The organism is Brevibacterium casei CIP 102111 (assembly GCF_900169275.1).
GTDB lineage: Bacteria > Actinomycetota > Actinomycetes > Actinomycetales > Brevibacteriaceae > Brevibacterium > Brevibacterium casei.
This window is the reverse complement of record NZ_FXZC01000002.1, coordinates 42,951-65,927: the sequence shown is the minus strand read 5'-3', so window position 1 is coordinate 65,927 and position 22,977 is coordinate 42,951. Positions and strand designations below refer to the sequence as shown.

18 protein-coding genes are annotated in these 22,977 nt (G+C 67.4%); 10 read left to right on the top strand and 8 right to left on the bottom strand.

Translation table 11 applies throughout. From position 1 onward, the window contains the following. Positions 1–424 precede the first annotated feature (424 nt). The 6 genes from BC102111_RS03955 to BC102111_RS03930 all read left to right on the top strand — a co-directional run bounded on the left by BC102111_RS03955 (position 425) and on the right by BC102111_RS03930 (position 7,529). A complete protein-coding gene (locus BC102111_RS03955; RefSeq protein ID WP_101623671.1) occupies positions 425–2,659 on the top strand; it encodes a bifunctional DNA primase/polymerase in 2,235 nt (744 codons plus the stop codon). A 975-nt stretch (positions 2,660–3,634) separates the two neighbouring features. Continuing rightward, positions 3,635–4,015, top strand: coding sequence for a hypothetical protein (locus tag BC102111_RS03950; protein ID WP_140954938.1), 381 nt, complete (start codon positions 3,635–3,637; stop codon positions 4,013–4,015). A gap of 43 nt (positions 4,016–4,058) precedes the next feature. After that, the gene (locus BC102111_RS03945) at positions 4,059–4,295 is read left to right on the top strand and encodes a WhiB family transcriptional regulator (protein WP_146001393.1); all 237 of its coding nucleotides are present in this window, start codon (positions 4,059–4,061) and stop codon (positions 4,293–4,295) included. 122 nt (positions 4,296–4,417) lie between these two features. Next, the gene (locus tag BC102111_RS03940; protein ID WP_140954936.1) at positions 4,418–5,380 is read left to right on the top strand and encodes a hypothetical protein; all 963 of its coding nucleotides are present in this window, start codon (positions 4,418–4,420) and stop codon (positions 5,378–5,380) included. Between the two features lie 137 nt (positions 5,381–5,517). After that, positions 5,518–5,988: a hypothetical protein gene (locus tag BC102111_RS03935; protein WP_146001392.1), complete on the top strand. Its 471-nt coding sequence runs from the start codon at positions 5,518–5,520 to the stop codon at positions 5,986–5,988. A gap of 170 nt (positions 5,989–6,158) precedes the next feature. Continuing rightward, on the top strand, positions 6,159–7,529 hold the full coding sequence (locus tag BC102111_RS03930; RefSeq protein WP_180960571.1) for a terminase large subunit domain-containing protein: 1,371 nt from the start codon (positions 6,159–6,161) through the stop codon (positions 7,527–7,529). On the opposite strand, the gene BC102111_RS03925 is transcribed toward BC102111_RS03930, so the two are convergent. Further along, positions 7,502–8,194, bottom strand: a complete 693-nt coding sequence (locus tag BC102111_RS03925; protein ID WP_101623665.1) for a hypothetical protein — start codon at positions 8,192–8,194, stop codon at positions 7,502–7,504. The genes BC102111_RS03930 and BC102111_RS03925 overlap by 28 nt on opposite strands. 12 nt (positions 8,195–8,206) lie before the next feature. Continuing rightward, complete coding sequence (locus BC102111_RS03920) at positions 8,207–9,058, bottom strand: PASTA domain-containing protein (RefSeq protein ID WP_101623664.1); 852 nt, start codon at positions 9,056–9,058, stop codon at positions 8,207–8,209. 99 nt (positions 9,059–9,157) lie between these two features. Between BC102111_RS03920 and BC102111_RS03915 the strand changes: the two genes are divergently transcribed. Continuing rightward, positions 9,158–9,385 (top strand): helix-turn-helix domain-containing protein, encoded by a 228-nt coding sequence (locus BC102111_RS03915; RefSeq protein ID WP_101623663.1) that lies wholly within the window; start codon positions 9,158–9,160, stop codon positions 9,383–9,385. A gap of 83 nt (positions 9,386–9,468) precedes the next feature. On the opposite strand, the gene BC102111_RS03910 is transcribed toward BC102111_RS03915, so the two are convergent. Together BC102111_RS03910 and BC102111_RS03905 are read right to left on the bottom strand one after the other, a co-directional pair. Next, positions 9,469–10,251 carry a hypothetical protein gene (locus BC102111_RS03910; protein WP_101623662.1) on the bottom strand — a complete coding sequence of 261 codons (783 nt, stop codon included), beginning with the start codon at positions 10,249–10,251 and terminating at the stop codon, positions 9,469–9,471. A gap of 292 nt (positions 10,252–10,543) precedes the next feature. Beyond that, the gene (locus BC102111_RS03905; protein ID WP_095376582.1) at positions 10,544–11,758 is read right to left on the bottom strand and encodes an MFS transporter; all 1,215 of its coding nucleotides are present in this window, start codon (positions 11,756–11,758) and stop codon (positions 10,544–10,546) included. 288 nt (positions 11,759–12,046) lie between these two features. Between BC102111_RS03905 and BC102111_RS03900 the strand changes: the two genes are divergently transcribed. Continuing rightward, positions 12,047–13,477: a sugar porter family MFS transporter gene (locus BC102111_RS03900; protein ID WP_176472497.1), complete on the top strand. Its 1,431-nt coding sequence runs from the start codon at positions 12,047–12,049 to the stop codon at positions 13,475–13,477. A 68-nt stretch (positions 13,478–13,545) separates the two neighbouring features. On the opposite strand, the gene BC102111_RS03895 is transcribed toward BC102111_RS03900, so the two are convergent. Both BC102111_RS03895 and BC102111_RS03890 read right to left on the bottom strand, forming a co-directional pair. Then, complete coding sequence (locus tag BC102111_RS03895; RefSeq protein ID WP_095376583.1) at positions 13,546–14,160, bottom strand: DedA family protein; 615 nt, start codon at positions 14,158–14,160, stop codon at positions 13,546–13,548. A gap of 112 nt (positions 14,161–14,272) precedes the next feature. Then, complete coding sequence (locus tag BC102111_RS03890) at positions 14,273–15,487, bottom strand: metal-dependent hydrolase family protein (protein WP_095376584.1); 1,215 nt, start codon at positions 15,485–15,487, stop codon at positions 14,273–14,275. Between the two features lie 159 nt (positions 15,488–15,646). Between BC102111_RS03890 and BC102111_RS03885 the strand changes: the two genes are divergently transcribed. Together BC102111_RS03885 and BC102111_RS03880 are read left to right on the top strand one after the other, a co-directional pair. Continuing rightward, positions 15,647–19,588, top strand: coding sequence for a Pls/PosA family non-ribosomal peptide synthetase (locus BC102111_RS03885; protein WP_101623661.1), 3,942 nt, complete (start codon positions 15,647–15,649; stop codon positions 19,586–19,588). Then, positions 19,581–20,891, top strand: a complete 1,311-nt coding sequence (locus tag BC102111_RS03880) for a M1 family metallopeptidase (RefSeq protein ID WP_101623660.1) — start codon at positions 19,581–19,583, stop codon at positions 20,889–20,891. The genes BC102111_RS03885 and BC102111_RS03880 overlap by 8 nt, the downstream gene beginning before the upstream one ends. On the opposite strand, the gene BC102111_RS03875 is transcribed toward BC102111_RS03880, so the two are convergent. Further along, positions 20,862–21,623 carry a GNAT family N-acetyltransferase gene (locus BC102111_RS03875; protein ID WP_101623659.1) on the bottom strand — a complete coding sequence of 254 codons (762 nt, stop codon included), beginning with the start codon at positions 21,621–21,623 and terminating at the stop codon, positions 20,862–20,864. The genes BC102111_RS03880 and BC102111_RS03875 overlap by 30 nt on opposite strands. Beyond that, positions 21,620–22,936 carry an MATE family efflux transporter gene (locus BC102111_RS03870; RefSeq protein WP_101623658.1) on the bottom strand — a complete coding sequence of 439 codons (1,317 nt, stop codon included), beginning with the start codon at positions 22,934–22,936 and terminating at the stop codon, positions 21,620–21,622. The genes BC102111_RS03875 and BC102111_RS03870 overlap by 4 nt, the downstream gene beginning before the upstream one ends. Between the last annotated feature and the right edge of the window lie 41 nt (positions 22,937–22,977).

Here is a 22,977-nt window from a genome sequence, read left to right as displayed (position 1 = left end):
CAAGCTGAGGAGCAAGCCCGGCATGTCGAGAAAGCTCGACGGGACGAGAAAGAGCGTCGACCGGCCACCCCGACACACTCGACCGACGAGATCGCGGCGGCATTCGCCGACTGGGAGCGACGCGTGTCGAGAGGCGGGTCGCTTGCCTCTCAACACTTCTGAGCGATCAAGATCCAGATCGCACATGCCGCTGGCGCGAGGGCCGGGCAGTCCTACGAGGGCCGCTCGGCCCTCCGCATTTCAGAAAGGACTCACATGATGATTCGAAAAAGCGAAGTGCCCCCGACTACACCGAGGGCACTTCTCACATGGGCATCGAGATCGCACTCGACGGAACCAAGGGCGAAACTGCCGGTAACTGCTGTACCGAGAGTGAAGCCTGATCTTGGCTCAATTTTTCTCCCCACCGCTGATCGGAGGGGCGATGCCAACGCTACCTCGCGCTGAAAACTCCGCAAGTTTCATAACGCTCGACGACCTGGTCGGCGAGCTTGATGAAAGCCTGACCTCATCGGCGGCACTCAACGCGGCGACGGCGGTAGAGGCAGGCGTGCCAGTAGTGGCCCTGGTGCCTAGTGGCAAGCAACCCACCCACGCTCTCGGGTTGGGATCAAGGTCCCAACCGTTCAGCCGCGCCGAGCAGGTGCTCGACCATGAGGTAGAGGTCCTGCGGACGATGGGGCAACGACCGAACTGGGGCCTCCTCTGTGGTCGTGGCCTGGCAGTGCTCGATTTCGACGGCCCCGAGGGTCGAGCGTGGCTCGACGAGTTGGCCGCAAGGCATGCCGAGGTCTCTGTCTGGGCACGCTCGACCCTCAAGGTAACGACCGGACGCCCCGACGGAGGCGTGCACCTATACGGATCCGTGCCCGAGGGCGTGGACCTGCTCACGGCTTCTGGTGCGGTCGCCCCGCATGTCGATGTCCGAGGCGCTGGCTTCTACGTCGTTGGCCCAGGGTGTCGTCATGCCTCGGGAGCCTTCTACCGCATTACTACCGACCTTGGCTATCACCGCGCCGCCGCAGAGAAGGACGCGGGCGCTGTGCGTGACCTTTTCCCTGTAGTGGAGGACGAGGGTGTGACGATGCTCAGTGCGCTCACAGTGCCGGAGGTGCTTCTCGACCTCATGCGCCGCCCCGAGGACACTTCTCAGGGACCGAGAGATGGGCGGCATACCTTGAGTGCGACAACAGCCGACTTCAGGCCCGGAACGACTGTTCCGAGCGCCTACGTCGGGAGGGCCGTCGAGGGCGTGCTCGCCGAGCTGCACGAGCTTGGCAAGCTCGGCAAAGATCAACGCAATGATCGCGGGCACGGCTGGGACACCGGCGCATTCGCGGCGGCAGTGCGCCTGGTCGAGCTGAGCAATGCCGACCCTGAAGGGCACCCGCTCGACGACATGCGCGAGCAGTATCTCGCGACATGCCCTCGGGATCGACGGTTCGGTTCTAGGCAAGTCGAGCACAAGTGGGCGAGCGCCATCGAGAGGGTCGGCGAGCGCCCCGCCGAGATCACAGGAACAGGCACTGAGGAGATCGAGAGCGTGACGACCACGGCTGAGGCGGAGATCGTTCCCGAGGTCGCCGAGGCGACGGCGCGCGAGCCTGTCAATTGCTCTGCGGAAGCTGGACGCGCGAGCACTCCAGCCGAGGAAGTGCGAAAGGCTTATCCTCTGGCGAACTTGGCTGCGCTTGTTGACCCTGACCGCCCCGAGCGTGCATGGGCGTGGCATGGAGTGGTCCCCGAAGGCGAGCAGGTCTCGATCATCGCCCCTGCGGGCGAAGGAAAGAGCTTGCTGGTGCAAGCGCTCGCAGTGGCGCTGGCCATGGAGCGGCCCGATTTCATCGGTCGGCAGCTCACGTTCGCTCGGTCTGCTCGCGTGCTCATCGTCGACATGGAGAACAGCGATGACGACCACGCCGAGAGGCTTACCGACCTTGGCGTGACACCAGAGAATGTCGAGAGAGTCTCTGAACGCCTGCTATTGCTCTCAATGCCTCGTCTGCGCGGTTTGGACACCGACAAGGGAGCTGAGCAACTGCGAGCGATCCTCGACGCATACGGCATCGGACGCGGCGACCTTCTCATCCTGGACTCGACTCAGCGTGTGACCGAGGGCGAGGAAAACAGTTCTGACACGATGAGGCGGCTGTACAACCTCACCAGTGCTGAGCTGAAGCGGCGCGGGCTGACAGTGATCCGCACCGACAATACTGGCTGGGCTGGCGACCGTGCACGCGGATCAAGCGGCAAGCGTGACGACGTGGGTGGGAGCTGGACCCTCAAGAGAGATGAGCGTGAGCGCGAGATGTTCTCTCTCGTCAATACCAAGCAGCGCTCCAAAGGCGACGGGTCCACCCTCACCTTTCGGCGGTCGCTCGACGAGACGGGCCGTCTGGCGTTCGTTCCCGAGCGCACCACATTCGGAGTCGTCACCCAAGACATCCGCGACTTGCTCGACCGACTCGACGTACCAACCGACGCAGGTGCTCGCCATGCCCGCGATGTCGTCATGCGCGAGAAGAAACGTGCCGAGGAGATGGGCGAGGAATTCCCCTCGGGCGTGACAGGTCGCCTCGTCGAGAAGGTACAGCGCGAGCGCGGCCTCATCATCGAAACAGTCGAAGCGGGGGAAGCCGAGGAGGTCGAAGGGTGGTAACACAAGTAGGAATAGAACACGTGTTCCCCGCGCATGAGAGTGCAAATATTGACCCGATTCAGACCAGGCATGCGCGGGGCATTTTTGCCGCGCGCCGATATGCGCGGGTTTGCGCGGGTCACTGCATTAGGCACCTTCTGCCGCTATTTCTAGCGGATCGCAGCCGCGCAAGGGTCTGCGCGGGTTCTGAGCGGCCTCGGCACGGAGGCATCATCCCGGGGGTGCCCGCGCACCCGCGCGCACCCTTTAGGGTGCGCGGGTGCGCGGCCCCCTGGAGCCTGAGCGCGAGCGGGGTGATTGAACAGATGAAAACACCCGCTCATTGGCCTGATACGCGAAGCCAACTGAAGAGCTTCAGCCCACCGCCCGGGGCAGGGAACTCCACCCCTGCTCAGAGCGCCACACCACCATTACTGTCCTCGCGCGTGCGAGAGCCCATCATTTCGAGGAGATCACAATGAGCGCCAAGACACCTGAATCAGTTGTGAGCATCGCACCGACCGCTCCCCCACCAATGACGCGAGACCACGGCGTGAGCGAAAGGTCGACATCTGTCCTTGCCAACCTTGCCCGCAGGGCGACCGAGTTCGCCTCGACAGTGGCGCGGCCTGCTCCACACACCTGCGGTCGCGTGCACAGATTGCACAGGGCGCTCGCACGGTGCCGGTGGCCGCGCGCCGAGTGGGTGATGGGCGACGGACCGCACGCCGTCCTGAGCCACTGCGGACGCGGCCTCACGGTCGCTCTGTACGCCACCGAGGCGGAAGCGGAAAAGGCGAGGGCGTGGCTGGACTCATCCCGCTGCGGGCATGCCTGCAACGGGACTGGCTGGCATGAGCTGGTGAGTCTACCTGCTCGACCTGCCGAGGCAGGCGCGAGGAGGTGCGAGACATGAGCACCAAGTACCGCAAGAGTGCCCCACTTCCCGAGTGGAGAAGTGGGTCTAACGACTCGCCTGCCCTCTCAACTGGAGCGATGCTCGGATCACCTTTGGGCTTCTCACAGGAGTACTCACAGGGTCGCGGGAATGAGGCCGAAGCGGCCCCGTCGATCCACGTCCCGAAGCGCTCGAAGCTGTTCGATCTCGTCGACACGGCGAAGAACACGCCCTGCCCGATCTGCCGGTCGAAGCGAGGTAGCTGGTGCCGAGGCAACCTCGGCTATCCCACTCGCATCTTCGACGACTGCTACCTCCACGTCATGAGGCTTGAGGCGGCGATCCTGGCCGATGACAGCCGGAGGTCGGGACAGTCGACCGTCGTGTCGGCAGTGGCCTCGGCAGGCGCTCCACCGACAGCACAGGAGCACACGACCGACCGTGACGACGAGCAGAGCGGAGACGACCGCGATGGATAACCGCAGACGCGCCCATGCCGCCCTCGCGCCTCTCCTCGTGGCGATGGAGACCGACCGGCCCGCCTGCGAGGGTGACGAGCGGTTCATCGACGACCGCATCAGGCAGGGCGGCGGCCTCCGGGACCGCATCGACATGAGGCAGACCTGCCGATCCTGCCCACTGCTGGAGCTGTGCCAGGAGTTCGCCACCACGGCCAGACCTGAGGCGGGCTTCTGGGCGGGCAAGTGGCGCGGTGGCGAGCCTCGACCGCTGAGCCGCAACGGCGGTGATCCGCTGTGACCCCGCGCTCTCGGTCATCGCCCTCGTCGCCACCCCCGGCGCTCCACCCCCACATCGACACCATCTCGACCGTGCCACCCCTGACCAAGTGGTGGCGAAGAATCACAACGAAAGGCCCGAATATGTATTACGAAACCAACCCCTACGCTCCCGAATTCACCCCAACCGTCGAGCTGGCGGACGGCTGGCTCGCCTGCCGCGTCTGCGGGGTAGCGACCGCGCCGACCGTCCAGCACGGGCAGGACACCATCACCTCGCTCGGTCGGGAGTATCGAGGCGGGTCGCCGTCACTGCGAAGGAAAGCGGCACAGGAGTTCGAGACCACCATGACAAGATGCTCGGCCTGCGAGGAGCGCCGTGAGCGTGCTGTGGCGGTCAACATCGAGCACCCGGCAGGGCGAGGGCAGTACGTCGCTGACGTGATAGCGAACACCGCCGTCGAGCGTGCCCTCGCTGTCGCCGCCGTGGCGGAGACCGACCTCAAGCTGACTTCGGCGCGACGGGTCCGCATGGCGATTCGCTATCTCACGACCGAGGCCCTGGGCCTGGTGTGGGAGAGCAGATTCGCTCCCGTCGCCGAGGCCGAGGCCCACCCGAGCACCGGAGCGGCCCTGCCATGGTCACACGTGCCCGAGGAGGGACGTGCTCGCGCACGGCAAGCGGTGGCCGCGTTCCTCCGCGCCCTGACCGAGCGCCCCCAGCCAACCCCAGCGCCCACTGGTGGCGGTTGCTACCTCTGCGGGGTCGCCTCGGTCGAGGTCGTCCCCTCACGGGCATCGTCGGCATGGACCGAGGCGCGAGTCTCACCGTCCTCGCTCGGCGGCACCTCGACCGCCCACCGGCGCGTGTCGGTGTGCCGGACGTGCGCCGATGCCGCCGAGGCATTCGGGGCCTACGGACAGTCGGCTATGGCACGCCTCGTGCTGGAGGCGGCAGGCATCTCGCGCAAGCTCGGCATCGAGAACGTGCGCCTCGACCCTCCAGCCTGGGGCGTGATGGACATCGAACCGAACCCGACCCCATGGGCACATATCGACCTCGCCGACCTGCGAGAGAAGTTCGAGACCGGGAGGGTCGGGCGATGAGCAGGAAGATGAAGAAGGGCCTGACCGCTGCCGAGGTCGCCAAGCTCCCACCTGACCAATGGCCGTCATGGTATCGCCCCGCGAAGGGCGCAGGACGCGGCTCACCGAAGCACTCGGACTTCTCCGAGAACAACACCGTGAACCTTCAGAGCGGCTACAGATCACCGAGGGTCTACAGCGCCGTGAGCGCCGCCCTCGTGGCGGGCATCGTCGACGACCGACCGGACTTGAGGAAGTATCCCGAGGCCCTGGCAGCATGGGCGGATGCCGAGGCCCGAGCTGCGCTCCTGCGTCGTCACCTGGACGAGATCGGCATCATTGACGACGACGGACAGCCTCGCACCTCGCTGGTGAACATGCTCCGTTGGTTCGAGAACAGTGCCACCTCTGCCCGTGACCGCCTCGGCTTGGACCCCCGATCTGAGGCGGAGTTGTCTCTACTCAGGGCAAAGGCCGTCCGCGAGGGCACCAGCTCTGCTGTCGACCTCGACGCGCTGGTCGAGAAGGGTCGAGAGGTACTCGACGCTGGACCCGACCCCGTGATCGCGGCACTCGACCGAGTGAAGGCCGAAGGCGCACAGACCACCCCTGAGGAGGACGACCGATGAACAGGACAAAGACCACCGCTACGCTCGCCGCGCTCGACCTCCTCGCCGCTTTGCCTCTGGAGAACGGCGCGAGGTGGGGCGAAATGGCCCACCCGTTTCAATTGGCCGACGCTCGGGCAATATTCGACCCCGAGGGACCTCGACGGCATTTCCTCCTCCGAGGACGCGGCATGTCCAAGACGACCGACATCGCTGGTATTACTTTGTCGCTACTCCTCACCGAGGCCCCAGCGAACTCGACCTCACTGGTCTACGCGTCAGACGCGGATCAGGCCGAGCTGACCATGGAGGCGCTGAGTGGCTTCGTCGACCGTTCCGGTCTCCGGTCGAGCGCGAAGGTGCTGGGCAGGACGGTCGAGAACACGGCGACGGGTGCCACGCTGACCGTCGAGACTTCCGACGGGGCCTCAGCCTTCGGCAAGCGGCCATGGCTCCAGATCGTTGACGAGCTGGCAGTCTGGCCGAACACGCCGAACCACCGAACACTGTGGTCGGCCATCTCCTCGGCGGTGCCGAAGGTGCCAGGGTCGCGGCTCATCATCATCACGACGGCGGGGTCGCCGACGGGCATCGGTGCCAAGAGGTGGCAGAAGGCCCTGACCTCGCCCGCCTGGCACACCTCGCTCCATCCTGGCCCCTCGCCCTGGTGGACTGAGGAGGACATCGCCGAGGTGAAAGACGATCTCACCCCCTCGGAATGGCGGCGGCTTATCCTCTGCGAGTGGTCCGAGGCTGACGACGCTCTGACCTCGCCTGCCGACATCGAGGCAGTCATCCGCCCAGGCGACCCGGTGCTCGCCCCTGATCCTCGCCGTGAGTATGTCGCCGCGCTCGACGTGGGCACCCGGCGAGACCTCACGGCGCTCGCGGTCGGTCACGCCGAGGAGCGTGCAGCGGGCCGCGTGTTCATCATCGACAAGGTGATGAGCTGGAGACCATCGGACAGTGGGGGCAGAGTCGACCTCGCCGAGGTCGAGGCTGCCTCGCTGCGCGTCTGTCGTGAGTACGGAGCCAAGCTCCGCTTCGACCGGATGCAGGCGGAGCAATTGACGACGAACCTCCAACGGCAAGGCGTACGCACCGAGGAGTTCGTGTTCTCCTCGGCCGGCGCGAATCGCCTCGCACGGTCGCTATGGGGCGCACTCCGCGACCGCTCGCTGAGCCTGCCTGACGATGACGAGACTCGGGAGGAGTTCATGAGTGCTCGCATGGTCGAAACTGGCCCCTCGACAGTGAAGCTCCAGAACCCTCCAGGAACTCACGACGACCTCGTGGTCGCTGTCGGCATGATCGTCGCTGACCTCTCTCAGCGGCCCGCCGCGCTCATGGGCGGGATCAGCATCCCCGGCAGAAGCGTCGCTCCCTCCGACGAACGCCGACTCCCGACCCCACATCGCTCGGGAGAGGCTCGACGAGCCGTCACTCCGACCGGAGGGATACCACCACAGGCCAAGAGGCTGACAAGCGCACCGAGACGGGTCTATGCGGTGGCCGGAAAGGCTCGCCCGTATGGCTACGAAACTGGGCGGCGGCGGTCGTAGGGGTCGGCTCCTGGCACGGTCCATAGTGGAGTGGCGACCTCTTCGTCGGCGAAGGTGCCGTGAACGGCGGTTTCGTCGTTTGATGCGTCCGGGCGGCACATCCCGGCATATGCCGTGACCGACTCATCGTCGGGCAGCTCGGTAATCGACATACCGTTATCGAGTTTCTTCCCCTGCCAGTCGTCAAAGACGTTCGGGGCATCGACGAGCACTGGATCGTAGGAGCCACGAACCCCGTCTTTGTAGTAGACGCCTGAGATGTCGAGACTATCGCTTGGATTGACAGTCGAGCCGGAGTTGTTGGCAATAGTCAGTTTGAACACGGCGACCGGATCGCCTGCGGTGCAGTTGCTCGCGGTCCCGTGCTCGCTGAACTTCGTCTCTCCGAGGTAGTCGACGGTCAGCTCCATGCCGGACGGGAAAATTGCTGTCTTGCCAAAGTCGAAATAGCCGGTGCCATCGTCCTTATAGGAGGTGGCACCTGATGCGGTAGCAGGCGGGTCGGCCTCAGTCTGCACGTAGTCGCCGTCGGAATCTTGAGTCTCGTGAGCCTGCGGACTCGCCTCGGCGACTTGTGACTCCGTGTGTGAGTCGTCCGTCGCCGATGTGCACGCCGAGAGGGTTAGAAGTCCCAGAGCGGTAGCAGTGGCTGTGATTCGCTTCATGGAGTCTCCGTCCTATTTGTCGAGGTCCGGGTTGACCATGCCCGCGTCCCTAAGGTCCCAAATATCAATCAATGCGCTGTTGTCGAAATCGATCTTCTCGACAGTGTCTCGTGTGTATCGAACGCTGAACAGGTAGGAGTTGTCCTTGTTGCCGTACTTGTCGACGGTCGGGCCGCTACCCATCACAACGATGCTCTTGTAGTCGGGGTACTTCGCCTTTGCGGCCTGGAGCGCCGCGATGGTGTCTTGTTTCGCGCCGGTGGCCACCAGTCCGGTAGTGAAATTGTCGTCAATCTCGAACTGGACTGTGACCTCGCCTTGGTAGTAGTCGAAGTCGAATTTGTCATCGTCTGTCGACTTCGACTCGGACTCCGACTCCTTCTCTTTGGAGCTTTCGTCCTTGGCCTTCTCCTCCGCTTTGGCCTTCTCAGCCTTCTTTTCCTCTGCTGACTCCTGGTCGTCGTCGATCTTGGATACTGTGAGGGTGACGGCATCACCCGGCTCGACTTCTGCACCGGCATTGGGGGACGTGCTCTCAACCTTCCAGTTGGAATTCAGAATCACCGAACGATCCTCATCGCTCTCGTCGACAAAGTCCGCTTTCAGATCGAGGTCGTCGAGCGCGTCTTTGGCTTCGTCTCCAGCCTTTCCGACGAGATCGGGCACCGTTATCGGCTCTGCCTCCTCGGTAGAGCTGGCCTCGACAGTTTCCGGCGCGTCCTCGGTCTGGCCGAACACCCCGGTAGCGGAGAGCACGACCAGCGCAGCCAGCGTCCAGACCCACCACCTCTTATAGAACGGTTTCGAGGCTCGACGCTGCCTCGGGCGCGCCTGTGGTGCTTCTCCAGTGGGGCGGTCAGTCATTCGGGCTCCATCGCTTCTGTAGTTCACTACATCTATACCACCATTGTGCTACTTATAAGTCTGTAGACCAAAAAGTAGCACCGGTAGACGCTTGGTCGAGTGGAAGGTGAGTTGCAGCGCGTCGTGGGTGAGAACCTCCGACGCCATCGGTTACGGCTCGGGCTGAGTCAAGAGGCATTTGCTGAGCGCCTCGGAGTGCATCGCACCTACATGGGTGGCGTTGAACGCGGCGAGCGCAACCTCACGCTTAAGACCGTCGAGCGGCTGGCAGAGACGATAGGGGTGCAGCCTCTCTCGCTACTCACCGGGCCTGCCGACTGCCACTAATTGCCGCCAGGTCGCTGCGCCCATACCCGATAGCATCATTCGCAATTTGAGACACATCTTCAAACGCCAAGGGCTTGAAGTGGTTAGTTTGAATTCTCCAAGGGATAGCTTTGGGGCGCAACGTTGACTTCTGGGAGCTTACCGTTATAAACCTGTGCAGTGTATTGCGCGATGTGCCATTGAACGGATTGGTCGGAACACTTGAAGCCTCTGCTCTCAAGTTCCTGTTGCAGACTTACATGTATCTCTGCGGGATTTTTGCCGTCTCGACGTTGGTAGACCAACTTAATCGCCTTTTCTAGCGTCACCTGTTTTGCGAAAGCGGCTATCTCATCCAAGAACATAACGTACTCGTATGGTCCGACGGTCTCGAATGTGGCACGAGAGCCGTCGAGAGACTGGTCGAGGCAAACGTCGCGAGTGTAGGCAGGGCTTTTCGGCTCCTCGCCTTTGAAATACCAACTATCGCCATGGGCGGCGGCGTTTCTGAAATGCCGTGCGAACTGAGTGAGCGGCCTTTCTGATCTGTTTAGGTCATGTCGAATTAGTAGGTTGCCGATTTTGGTCGCTCCGAGGAGCATCGGCCCGGCGAGTAGGTCCTTTTGTACGTCTGCGCTCGGTAGCTCTCGCACGTACTCGAAAGCTTGCAGAGCTGAGAAGCGGACTCCCTCATCTGTATCCCGCTTCATCAGGTCCACAGGTATATCAGCGTCGCGAGGAGCGCCCGTCAATTCGCGATGCCACTCCAAGATCGGCGCGCCAGGGTGGAGCATCGCCACGAGGGAAAGATTCTGAGTGATGAAAAGCGTCTTCAGTGAGTTTGCCGCCTCAGCAATGTCCATATCGCGCTTGGGTTTCTGAGCCATTCGCTCAGTCTATGTCGACCTCTCACAATCCTCTCACAGAAGGCACGGAATGAGGCAGGAAGAGACACAACAAGAAAGGTCAGCAGTCCGAGAGAACCGCATGAAATAAGGGCAGACGGCACAAGCCACTGCGCCTAGTCTTCACTGGGGGTGAAGAGGTCGTGGGTTCAAATCCCGCTAGCCCGACTCACTGATCGTTCGATCACGAACGCCCCGAACCTTTCGGGGCGTTTCTGCTTTGCCGGAGGTCATCGACGAGTCGCCGGCCCGATCCTTGTCACACATTCGCGGCTCACCCGTGATCGGCTGCCGCTCCCCGGCTCCCGGGACCGTCGAGGCTGGGTGCGAAGACCGCCGTGACCACCCCGATGAGGACGAGCAGCCCGAGCCCCCAGCGCAGGCTCGCCGCCGTCGCGATGATCCCGACGAGCGGACTGGTGGCGAGGAAGCCCGCCCGCATCATCCAGTTGACGAGCGTGACCCCGCCCGCACCGCCGACGCCCGGGATCCGTGAGGCCGCCGTGATCGCGTTCGGCACGAGGGTCGCCGCCCCATAGCCGAGTGCTGCGAGCGAGACGAGCAGCTGCACGGTCCCGGTGGACGTCGCCAGTCCGAGACCGCCGAGGGCGATGAGGATCCCGCCGAGGCGGCCGATCCGTCCCGCGCCGAAGCGCTGGACGAGGACGTCCCCGGAGAACCGTCCCAGGCAGTGGGCGCCGATGACGGTGCTGAAAGCGATGCCCGCCTCGGCCGCAGGCATCCCGCCGAGCTCGACGGCGGCGAGCGCCGACCAGTTGTTGGCGATGTCCTCGACCGCGATCCCGCACACCGCGACGACCGCCAGCGGCAGGGCGATGCGCATGATGGCGCGACGCCGACCGGGCATCGCCGTCGGGGTCCCGTCCGCAGAGTCGTTCACGAGGCGCCTGCCCCACTGCCGTCCCTCCGCACCGAGAAGCAGTCGGCCGATGACGACGAGGACGATGCAGCCGAGCGCGACGACGACGAGGTGGAGGCGCATGTCGACCCCCGCGGCCGAGGCGGCCGTGGCCAGGGCTCCGCTGAGCAGACCGCCCAGGCTCCACACTGCGTGCATCGAGGAGAGGATGACGCGGTTCCGGTTCTCCTGCACCCCGATCCCGACGACGTTCTGGGCGACGTCGACGACGGCGTCGCAGACACCGGCGACGAAGAGGCACGCTGCCATCATCCACCCGTTGACCGACCACGGAGTGAGCGCGGCTGCGGCGACGAGGGCGATGGTGCCGCCGAGGACGATGGGATTGGGACCGAAGCGCGCGATGAGGCGGGCGGGCAGCACGGAGGAGAGGACGGCGCCGAGGGCGAAGCAGGAGACGACGAGCCCGAACTCGATTGAGTTCAGACCCAGCCTCTCGACGAGCTGGGGATACCACGGGAGGAGACCGGCGAAGGCGGCGCCGTTCGACCCGAAGTAGATCCCGGCACCCGCGATGCCGGAGAATCCCGGCTTCCGCTGTCCGTCCACGCCCGCCTCCCTCCCGTCCCCTGCCTGGGGATTGCCGTCTCCGAGCACACTGCCGCCCACTCTACCCACGCCCCCGGACCCACCCGTTCACGTGCGCACGCCGCCCCGGGACCGCCTCGGCGAGGGACCCCAGCGGGAAATCCCCGCCGAGGATGTCGTCCATCACCTCCGACCTGGCGTAGCCTGGGGGACGATCTGCAGTCGGGACGCCCGTCCCGGCGACCACATGAGCCAAGGAGACCTCCCGTGTCCACGTCACCGAAACCAGCCGACGACCGGCTGCACGGAATGGAGCGGGTGTCCTCCCGCATCATCGGCATCTCGATCGCCGCAGCCCTCGGCGGGTTCCTCTTCGGCTTCGACACCGCCGTCATCAACGGTGCCGTCGACGCCCTCGCCGAGGACTTCTCCCTCGGCGCAGCCCTCAAGGGCTTCGCCGTCTCCTCGGCCCTCATCGCGTGCGCGCTCGGAGCGTGGTTCGCCGGCAGCCTCGCCAACCGCTTCGGACGCCTGCCGGTCATGGTCGTCGCCGCGATCCTCTTCTTCGCCTCGGCGATCGGCTCAGGACTCGCCTTCGGCGTCACCGACCTCATCATCTGGCGCATGGTCGGCGGCCTCGGTGTCGGTGCGGCCTCGGTCATCGCCCCCGCCTACATCGCCGAGGTCTCCCCCGCCCGCGTGCGCGGCCGCCTCGGATCGCTCCAGCAGCTCGCGATCGTCACCGGCATCTTCGCCGCCCTCCTCTCCAACGCACTCCTCGCCTCGGTCTCCGGCGGGGCGGCCGCACCGTTCTGGTTCGGCATCGACACGTGGCGGTGGATGTTCATGGTCGAGGCGGTCCCCGCCCTCGTCTACGGTCTCGCCGCCCTCGGCCTGCCCGAGTCCCCGCGGTTCCTCGTCGCCCGCGGACGCGAGGAGGAGGCCGCGAAGGTCCTGCGCGACTTCACCGGCGTCGTCGACACCGATGCCCTCATCGCGCGCATCCGCGATTCGCTCAAGCGGGAGGAGCGCGAGTCCTTCCGCGACCTCCTCGGCAGGGCGTTCGGGCTCAAGCCGATCGTGTGGATCGGCATCCTCCTCTCCGTCTTCCAGCAGTTCGTCGGGATCAACGTGATCTTCTACTACTCGACGACGCTGTGGAAGTCCGTCGGCTTCGACGAGTCGAGCGCCCTGCTCACCTCCGTCATCACCTCGGTGACGAACATCCTCGTCACCATCGTCGCGATCCTCCTCGTCGACCGGGTGGGACGCCGGAAGATGCTGCTCGCCGGCTCCGCCCTCATGGGGCTGTCGCTGGCGACGATGGCGCTGTCCTTCTCCTTCGCCGAGCTCGTCACCGCCGCCGACGGCACGCAGAGCGCGGAACTCGGCGCACCGTGGTCGATCATCGCGCTCGTGGCCGCGAACCTCTTCGTCGTCGGCTTCGGCGCGACGTGGGGGCCGCTCGTGTGGGTGCTCCTCGGCGAGATGTTCCCCAACCGGATCCGCGCCGCCGCTCTCGCCGTGGCCGCGGCCGCGCAGTGGGTGGCGAACTTCGCGATCTCGACGACGTTCCCCGTCTTCGCCGACATCAGCCTCACCTTCGCCTACGGCTTCTACGCGTTCTTCGCCGTCCTCTCCTTCTTCTTCGTGTGGTGGAAGGTCCCGGAGACGAAGGGCATCGAACTCGAGGACATGACCGAGGACGCCGCCCCCGTCCACCACGGGCGCGAAGGCTGAGCCCCGTTCCCCTGCGTCAGGGGTGTCCCCTTCCTCAGGGGTGCCGTCCCTCAGGGGCGTTACCCCTTTCAGGGGGTGTCGTCGCCGGACCGCGCCGAGGCGGGGCCGGCCGCGGTCCCGCCCGTGCCCTCGGGTGCCGCGCCCGTCTTGCCGGGCGCCGTGTCCATGCCGCCGGGCGTCTCGTCCGGATCCTCCCCGTCCCCGCTCTTCGGTGACCCGTCCCCGCGCCTGAGGCCGATGACGAGGCCTGCGATCGCGAGGACGAAGAAGACGCCGAGGCCCACGGTCAGACCCGGAGCGGCGGCATAGGCCATCGCGAGGGCACGGAACCCGATGAGGCCGACGGTCGAGTAGATGAGCGCCCACAGCGAACCGCCGAGGATGAGGGCGGGGACATAGCGGCGCGCGCTCATCCCCGTCGTCCCCGCGGCGAGGTTGACGACGGTCTGAAGTCCGACGGTGAGGAAGGAGACGGCGACGACCGGGGCGCCGAAGCGTTCGATCATCGCCTCGGCCCTGCGGTATCGGGGTCCGGACATGATCCTCTCGACGCGGTCGATGCGCTGCATGCCCTTCCGGGCGAGGCGCCCGAGGAGGTAGGTGCCGCCGGCGCGGGCGAGGATGATGCCGAAGAGGATGAGCCAGGTGACGGCGATCGGCAGCGACCAGTCGAGGGGATTCATCGGTGCTGCGTGCCTCCGTGCCGGGTGCGGTGTGCTCACACCGATTCTACGCCGATGTTAGCCTCACCTCACACCGCCCGGGAGCCGGCCTCGCCCGGTCGGCCTCGCGTGCTCAGACGCGGGTGCCGTCGAGCCAGACCTCGCTCACCCGGTCTTCGATGCCGCGGACGTCGTCGCTGCTCAGGTCCCCGTCGACGAGGACGAGGTCGGCGAGCGCGTCCGGGGCGATGCGCCCGCGGTCGTCGTGGCCGAGGAGGTCGGCGGCGACCGAGGTGCCTGCGGCGAGCGCCTCGGCGCTGCTCAGACCGGCCCCGGCGAGCAGGCTGATCTCCTCGAGGTTCTTCCCGTGGGGTCCGACCCCGGCGTCGGTGCCCATGGCGATGCGGATGCCCGCCTCGTGCGCCCTGACGATCGACTCGTGATGGGTCTCGATGACGGCGTGCGCCTTGTCGATGACGGACTGGGGCAGGCTCGCCCCCGCCTCGGCGGCCTTGATGACTGCCCGCGGCGCCTGGAGGGTGGGGACGAGGAAGGTCCCGTGCTCGAGCATGAGGTCGATGGCCTCGTCGTCGAGGTAGATCCCGTGTTCGATCGAGCGGACCCCGGCCCGGACGGCGTTCTTGATCCCCGGCGCCCCCTGGGCGTGGGACATGACGTGCGCTCCCTGGGCGGCCGCCTCGGCGACGATGACGGCGATCTCCTCCTCGGTGAACTGGGAGTGCCGGGGATCGTCGCGCGGGGAGAGCACTCCCCCGGTCGAGCAGATCTTGATGTGGTCGGCTCCCGCCCGGAGCAGCTCCCGGGTCTTGCGCCGGACCCCGTCGACGCCGTCGGCGACGCCGGAGGGCCGTCCCGGGTGCGGGGCGAGGAACGGGGAGTCGGAGCCGGAGACGAGGTGGAAGTCCCCGTGCCCGCCGGTCTGGGACATGATCGTCACGGCGATCGTCATCCGCGGTCCCCGGACGACGCCGGTGTCGACGGCGACCTTGGCGCCGAGGTCGGTCCCGCCTGCGTCGCGCACGGTCGTCACCCCGCCCGCGAGCGTCTCCTCCATGTGACGGACGGAGGAGTAGAACGGCAGCGAGAAGGGGTCGTGGAAGGCCGAGGTGCTGGCCGCGCCGGCGCTCATGAGGTGGACGTGGCAGTCGATGATCCCGGGGACGAGGGTGCGCTCAGAGCAGTCGACGAAGGTGTCCGAGGCGTTGTGGGAGCCCTGCCCCGCCTCGGTGATCGCCGTGATCCGCCCACCGTCGACGACGACGTCACGACGGCCCGGGATGAACCGGGTCCCGTCGAAGACCTGCGCATTCGTGAACACTGTGACCATCGGCAATCTCCTCATCATCGGTGTCGGCTTCCTCACATCTATCACGTCCGGCGGGGCCGCGTCATGTTCACCGGTTCGACACCTTGACGCAGTATGATCAGGGCCGATACGGGTCGTCTGCCTCGGCACCGGCCCCTGGTCGCTCGATCCGGAAGAACTGTGACTGACTACGCCGCGCAATTCCCTGCTCAGCCTCGCCCGCGCGAGGACCGCACCCTCATCGACGTCCTCCTCGAGACGGCGGGTGCCCACGGTGATCAGCCGGCGATCGACGACGGGCACACCGTGCTCAGCTACTCGGAGCTCATCGTCGAGATCAGGGATCTCGCGCTCTCCCTCGCCGAGGCGGGCATCGGTCCCGGGGACAAGGTCGGCATCCGCATGCCCTCGGGGTCGGTCGACCTCTACGTCGCGATCCTCGGCACGATGATGCTCGGGGCCGCGTACGTGCCCGTCGACGTCGATGACCCGGAGGAACGGGCGCGCACGGTCTTCTCCGAGGCGGCCGTGACCGGGGTGATCACCGCGGGACGGGTGATCGAGGCCCGCACCGACCGGGGACCCCTCGACCGTGCCGAGCTGCGCAGCCCCACCCCGGACGACGACTGCTGGGTGATCTTCACCTCCGGCTCGACGGGCACCCCCAAGGGTGTGGCGGTGAGCCACCGTTCGGCCGCCGCCTTCGTCGACGCCGAGGCGGCGCTGTTCTGTCAGGCCGATCCGCTCGGTCCCGGCGACCGGGTGCTCGCCGGACTCTCCGTGGCCTTCGACGCCAGCTGCGAGGAGATGTGGCTGGCGTGGCGCCACGGTGCGTGCCTCGTGCCGGCACCCCGCTCCCTCGTCAAGTCCGGAATGGACCTGGGCCCCTGGCTGTCCTCGCGCGGCATCACCGTCGTCTCGACCGTGCCCACCCTCGCCGCACTCTGGCCCGCCGAGGCGCTCGACGCCGTGCGGCTGCTCATCTTCGGCGGCGAGGCCGCCCCACCCGAGCTCGGGCGACGACTGAGCGAGGAGGGGCGCGAGGTGTGGAACACCTACGGTCCCACCGAGGCGACCGTCGTCGCATGCGGGGCGATCCTCGACGGCACGGAGCCCGTGCGCATCGGCCTCCCGCTCGACGGCTGGGCGCTCGCCGTCGTCGACGCCGCGGGCGTGCCCGTCGCCGAGGGCGAGACCGGTGAGCTCATCATCGGCGGCATCGGGCTCGCCCGCTACCTCGACCCGGCCAAGGACGCCGAGAAGTACGCCCCGATGCCCACACTCGGCTGGGACCGCGCGTACCGGTCCGGCGATCTCGTCGTCAACGACCCACGGGGACTCATCTTCGTCGGTCGCGCCGACGAGCAGATCAAGCTCGGGGGTCGGCGCATCGAACTCGGAGAGATCGACGCGGCCCTCCAGGCTCTGCCCGGTGTCGAGGGTGCGGCGGCCGCGGTGAAGACGACCCCGGCGGGAACGGACATCCTCGTCGGCTACCTCGCGACCACCTCGGCGGGGGCCGAGGAGAGGATCGACGGCTGGGAGGAGACGCTGCGGGCGGAGCTGCCGGCCGCGCTCGTCCCCCGGCTCGCCCTCGTCGACGAACTCCCGACGAAGACCTCGGGCAAGGTCGACCGCAACGCCCTGCCCTGGCCGATGGGCGAGACGGCCGAGGCCGAGGACTCCGCGGAGACCTTCGGCCCCGACGTCGAGTGGATCGCCGAACAGTGGACGGCGGTGCTCGGCACCCGGCCGGGATCGGACACGGACTTCTTCACCGTCGGCGGCGGCAGCCTCGCCGCCGCCCAGCTCGTCTCGCGTCTGCGCCTCGAGCACCCGAGCGTGACCGTCGGCGACATCTACGCCCACCCGCGGTTCGGGGCGCTCGCGACCCTGTGCCTCGGGGACGAGGGCGCCGCCGTCGCCGCAGGACCGCAGCGCGACATCGCACGGACCTCGAAGGGGATGCAGGCGTTCCAGACGCTGCTGGCCGTCCCCGTCCACATCCTCGCCGGAGTCCGCTGGGTCGTCATCGCCATGGTGCTCGCGAACCTCGCCGCCGGACTCGGCGCCGCGGTCCCGTTCACCCCGTGGCCGGTCGTCATCACCCTTTTCCTCGTCTTCGTCACCGCGTGGGGGCGGATGCTCATCTCCGCCGCCGCAGCGAGGCTCCTCCTCTTCGGGCTGCGGCCCGGGGTCTACCCGCGCTCGGGCTGGGTGCACAAGCGCCTGTGGCTGGCCGAGCACATCGCCGACATCGCCGCCGCCGTCTCCGTCGCGAGCGCCCCCTGGGTGACGTGGTACGCGCGCCTGCTCGGGAATCGGGTCGGCTCGGACGCCGACCTCCACTCCGCCCCGCCCGTCACCGGCTTCCTCACCCTCGAGGCGGGAGCGGCGATCGAACCCGAGGTCGACCTCAAGGGCTGGTGGGTCGACGGGGACCTGCTGCGCATCGGGACGATCGAGGTCGGGGAGAACGCGACCGTCGGGGCGCGCTCGACGCTCATGCCCGGCACCCGCATCGGATCCGGGGCGCTCATCGAGGCCGGGTCCGCGGTGACCGGCAAGGTGCGCCGCAACCAGATCTACTCCGGTTCGCCGGCCGTGCGCATCGGCAAGGCGAAGAAGACGTGGCCGGCACCACCGGACCGGCGACGGCTGCCGTTCCTCTTCTACGCCGCCGGATCCCAGGTCAACGCCGCCCTGCCCTACCTCGCCGCGATTCCGGGGCTCTGGCTCATGGTCGCCGTCTCCGGCATCGACGTCGTGACGAACCCGTGGCTCGTCCTCGCGTGGTCACCGCTCATCGCATGCCTGTGGTTCCTCACCACGGCCCTCCTCATCCTCCTCTCGGTGCGGCTGCTCGCGATCGGGATGGAGGAGGGGGAATTCCCCGTCCGCTCGGCCCGCGGCTACCGGGTGTGGGCGACGGAGAGGCTGCTCGATCTCGCCCGCGACCTCCTCTTCCCCCTCTACGCCTCGATGCTCACCCCGTGGTGGCTGCGCGCGCTCGGAGCGAAGGTCGGTCCCGGCACCGAGATCTCCACCGTCGTCTTCGTTCCGAAGATGACGACGATCGCCGCCGGCGCCTTCCTCGCCGACGACACCATGGTCGCCAGCTACGAGCTCGGCCACGGGTGGATGCGCGCGGGCCGGGCGAAGGTCGGCAAGCGGGCGTTCCTCGGCAACTCGGGCATCGCCTCCCCGGGTCGCCGGGTGCCGAAGAACGCGCTCGTCGCCGTGCTCTCTGCGGCCCCGGCGAAGGCGAAGAAGGGCTCGTCGTGGCTCGGGTCTCCCCCGGTGCAGCTGCGCCGGGCCGCCGTCGACGCCGACGAGACGCTCACGTACGCCCCGAAGTTCGGGGTCAAGGCCGCCCGCGCTCTCTTCGAGACGATGCGGATCACCTCGGTGATGGTCGGCGGCGCCCTCGTCGCCGCCGTCATCCTCACGATCATCGCCCTGCTCGACCTGCCCGGCGGGATCGGCATCTCCGGGGAGCGGGGGAACTTCTTCGCCTCCGTCGGCCTCGCCCTCGTCACCTCCGGGCTGGTGATGTTGGCGGCCGGCGCGGTCGCGGCGGGACTCGCCGTCATCGCGAAGTGGGTCTTCGTCGGCCGCATCTCCCCTGGCGACCACCCGCTGTGGTCGTCGTTCATCTGGCGCGGCGAGGTCGCCGACTGCTTCGTCGAACTCGTCGCCGCCCCCTGGTTCACCCGCAACGCCGTGGGCACGCCCGCGATCGTGTGGTACTTACGCGCGATGGGCGCGAAGATCGGCCACGGTGTGTGGTGCGAGAGCTACTGGCTGCCCGAGGCCGACCTCGTCCGCCTCGGCGACAACTCCACGGTCAACCGCGGCTGCGTCGTCCAGACCCACCTCTTCCACGACCGGGTGATGAGCCTCGACGTCGTCGAACTCGGGGCCGGTGCCACGCTCGGCCCCAACAGCGTCATCCTGCCGGCTGCCACCCTCGGGGAGAACTCGACGGTCGGGGCGACTTCGCTCGTCATGCGCGGGGAGTTCGTGCCCCCGCATGCGTACTTCAGCGGCAATCCTGTCATACCCTGGGTGGATGCCCCAGAACTTCCCCGCGCCGAGGCGGTCGACACGATCCATGCCTGACAGCTACACCCCCGGGGTCGGCACCCCCGACCTCCACATCGACCACTACGACATCGACCTCGACTACCGGATCGGACCCAACCGGCTCTCCGGCCGCGCCCGGCTGACCGGGCGGGTGCTCACGGAGACGACGGCGATCCTCCTCGACCTCACGGGCATGCGGGTGACGAAGGCGAGCGTCAACGGGCGCAAGGTCCGCTTCGCCGCCCGCGCCGGGAAGCTGCGCCTGACCACGGAGCCGCTTGCCCGCAACCAGCCGGTGCGCATCGACATCGCCTACACCGGCAACCCGCAGCCGGCGATCGGGACCTGGGGAGACATCGGCTGGGAGGAACTCGAGGACGGCGTCCTCGTCGCCGGGCAGCCCATCGGGGCCTCGACGTGGTTCCCGTGCAACGACCACCCCTCGAACAAGGCGACGTTCCGGATCACGGTCCTCACCGAATCCGAGTACACCGTCGTCTCCAACGGCGACCTCGTCGAGAAGGTCCGCAGGGCCGGGCGCACCGCGTGGACGTTCCAGTCGGGCACGCCGCTGGCGACGTATCTTGCGACCGTGCAGATCGGCCGCTACCGGCAGGGCCCGATCGCCGTGCCCCTGAACTCTGCGCCGAGCCCCGTGCCCCTCGGGCTCTTCGCTGCCGAGCACTGGAACCGGGCGGCCCTGCGCCTGCCCGTCCAGCACGACATGATGAACGCGTTCATCGAACTCTTCGGGCCCTACCCGTTCGACCGCTACGACGTCGTCGTGACGAACGAGGAGCTCGAGATCCCCCTCGAGTCGCAGCCGCTGTCCGTGCTCGGACCCAACCACCTCGGACCCGAGTGGGAGTCCGAGCGCCTCATCGCCCACGAGCTCGCCCACCAGTGGTTCGGCAATTCGCTCACGCCGAGGCAGTGGTCGGACATCTGGCTCAACGAGGGCTTCGCATGCTACGCGGAGTGGCTGTGGTCGGAGGCCTCAGGTCGGATGAGCGCCGACGAGTGGGCGCTGCGCTGGTACGAGTCGCTCGCCGTCTCCCCGCAGGACATCGTCCTCGCCGATCCCGGGGGGCCGGGGATGTTCGACGACCGCGTCTACAAGCGCGGAGCACTGTTCCTCCATGCTCTGCGCGTCAACCTCGGCGACGCCGTGTTCTTCGACGGCGTCCGCGAGTGGACGACCCGATACCGGCACGGCAGCGTCGACACGGCCGAGTTCATCGCGCACTTCACCCGCATCGCCGGGCGCAGCATCGCCGAGGTCGTCGATCCGTGGCTCTTTCGCACCTCCCTACCGCAGCTGCCGCACCATGAGGTCTGAGTCCCCGTTGCGTCCGACCGTGGCGAATCCCCGGTCGACGTAGAGGTTCTTCGCCCCGTTGCCGTCCTCGACGGCGAGGCTGACGGCCTCGACCCCGCTCATCCTCGCCAGTGAGAGGAGGACGTCGAGGAGCGCCGTGCCGATCCCCTCCCCCTGGTGGTCGGGGAGGACGGTGATCGAGAGCTCGGGGATGTCCGCTGCCACCCAGCCGTAGCCGGCGAAGGGCTCGGCAGTGTCCTCGGCGTCGTCGGTCGCGGTCTCAGGCCCCGCCTTCGCAGTCCCGGCATCCGCCTCGGCGGGGGCACTCTCACCGGAGGATCGGGACCGGTTCCCGGTGTCCTCGGCATCCGCCTCGGCGAGCACCTCGGATTCCACGGTCCGGCCCGCCTCGGCGGGATCCTCACTCAGCCCTGTCGCGAACGCGGCATCGGCAGGACCCTCATCGGGGGTCTCGACCCCGCCGCCCTCAGCCAGGCGCAGCCATGCGAGCCCGAGGATCTCCTCTCCGGACTCGTCGAAGCAGGCCACGGCCAGGTCGCCGGTCCGCCCCCAGTCGGCGAAGTAGTGCCGGGCGTCGGGACGGGTGACCAGCTCCTCGCGCGGGATCGTCGGGGCGTCCATCGACCAGTTGAAGCAGAGGTCGACGAACGGGAGGAAGGTCTCCTCGGGGGTGTCGGCCGGCAGCGGTCGGATCCGGGATCGGAGGTCGGCGGGTGTGTCGGAGCTGGTCATGTCAGTCCCTTCTTCACGGCGGTGCGGATCCACTGGTGGTTGCGGACTCGCCAGCCCAGCGTGATCGCGCGGAGGCCGATGAAGCCGAGGCAGAACGCCGCCCACAGGCCCTGTGCGCCCGGCCAGAGTCCGGTGACCGGAACGAGCAGGAGGGCGTAGCCGATCACCGCGACCAATTGTGCCAGAGCGAGGTAGCGAGCGTCCTCGGCACCCATGAGGACGCCGTCGAGGACGAAGACGTACCCGGCCACGGGCATGCCGAGGGCGAGGATGGGCAGGAGTCCGGTGAGGGTGGCGATGACGGCCGGGTCGGAGGAGAAGACGAAGGGGATGATCCCGGAGCCGGCGACGAGGACGAGGCCGACGAGGATCCCGAACCCGATGCCCCAGACGATGAGGCGGCGGTTGATCGCGGCGACGACGTCGACCCGCTGCGCCCCGAGCTGGAGGCCGATGAGGGCCTGACCGGCGATCGCGAGCGAGTCGAGGGCGAGCGCGAGGGCGAAGAAGAGGCTCTGGGCGACCTGGATCGCCGCGAGGTCCGTGGCGCTGAGCGCGGTGGCGAGGACGACGAGGATGATGAGGGAGGCGCGCAGGCTCGCGTTGCGCACGAGCAGCCAGCCCGAGGTCTTCGCCGAGGAGATCACCCCGGCCCAGTCGGGGCGGAAGCTCGCGTGGTGGCGGCGGGCGGCGCGCAGGGCGATGAGGATGTAGACGGCGCACATGCCGGCCTGGGTGAGGACGGTGCCGAGTGCGGATCCGGCCACGCCCATGCCGAGTCCGTAGATGAAGAGGGCGTTGAGTCCGATGTTCGCGACACAGCCTCCGGCGGCGACGACGAGAGGGGTGCGGGTGTCCTGGAGGCCGCGCAGCAGCCCGGTCGCGGCGATGACGACGAGCATGAACGGCAGTCCCCACCACGAGATCGCGAGATAGGCGTGGGCGCCGCTCGCGATCTCGGGTGTCGGTCCGAAAGCGCCGATGGCGGTGCCGAGCAGCGGCAGTCCGAGGGCGAGGAGGACGACCGAGGTGAGGAGGGCGAGCCATATACCGTCGAAGCCGGCGCCCACGGCCCCGCGGGTGTCCCCGGCACCCATCCGCTTGGCCACCCGCGGGGTCGTCGCATAGGCGAGGAAGACCATGAGCCCGAGGACGGTCTGGAGGATCGTCGAGGCGATCGCGAGCGATCCGAGGGCGCCCGCACCGAGATGGCCGACCATGGCCGTGTCGGTGAGGAGGAAGATCGGTTCGGCGATGAGCGCGCCGAGGGCCGGCAGCGCCAGCCGGAGTATGTCCCTGTCGATCGCTGCCACGCCTGGCAGTCTATCGAATCGCCGGCGAGGCGCGCGCCCTA

Coding starts and splice junctions, on each gene's coding strand:
- BC102111_RS03955 (WP_101623671.1), top strand. CDS start 425: ATGCCAACGCTACCTCGCGCTGAAAACTCCGCAAGTTTCATAACGCTC.
- BC102111_RS03950 (WP_140954938.1), top strand. CDS start 3,635: ATGCTCGGATCACCTTTGGGCTTCTCACAGGAGTACTCACAGGGTCGC.
- BC102111_RS03945 (WP_146001393.1), top strand. CDS start 4,059: ATGGAGACCGACCGGCCCGCCTGCGAGGGTGACGAGCGGTTCATCGAC.
- BC102111_RS03940 (WP_140954936.1), top strand. CDS start 4,418: ATGTATTACGAAACCAACCCCTACGCTCCCGAATTCACCCCAACCGTC.
- BC102111_RS03930 (WP_180960571.1), top strand. CDS start 6,159: ATGTCCAAGACGACCGACATCGCTGGTATTACTTTGTCGCTACTCCTC.
- BC102111_RS03925 (WP_101623665.1), bottom strand. CDS start 8,194: ATGAAGCGAATCACAGCCACTGCTACCGCTCTGGGACTTCTAACCCTC.
- BC102111_RS03920 (WP_101623664.1), bottom strand. CDS start 9,058: ATGACTGACCGCCCCACTGGAGAAGCACCACAGGCGCGCCCGAGGCAG.
- BC102111_RS03910 (WP_101623662.1), bottom strand. CDS start 10,251: ATGGCTCAGAAACCCAAGCGCGATATGGACATTGCTGAGGCGGCAAAC.
- BC102111_RS03900 (WP_176472497.1), top strand. CDS start 12,047: ATGGAGCGGGTGTCCTCCCGCATCATCGGCATCTCGATCGCCGCAGCC.
- BC102111_RS03895 (WP_095376583.1), bottom strand. CDS start 14,160: ATGAATCCCCTCGACTGGTCGCTGCCGATCGCCGTCACCTGGCTCATC.
- BC102111_RS03890 (WP_095376584.1), bottom strand. CDS start 15,487: ATGGTCACAGTGTTCACGAATGCGCAGGTCTTCGACGGGACCCGGTTC.
- BC102111_RS03880 (WP_101623660.1), top strand. CDS start 19,581: ATGCCTGACAGCTACACCCCCGGGGTCGGCACCCCCGACCTCCACATC.
- BC102111_RS03875 (WP_101623659.1), bottom strand. CDS start 21,623: ATGACCAGCTCCGACACACCCGCCGACCTCCGATCCCGGATCCGACCG.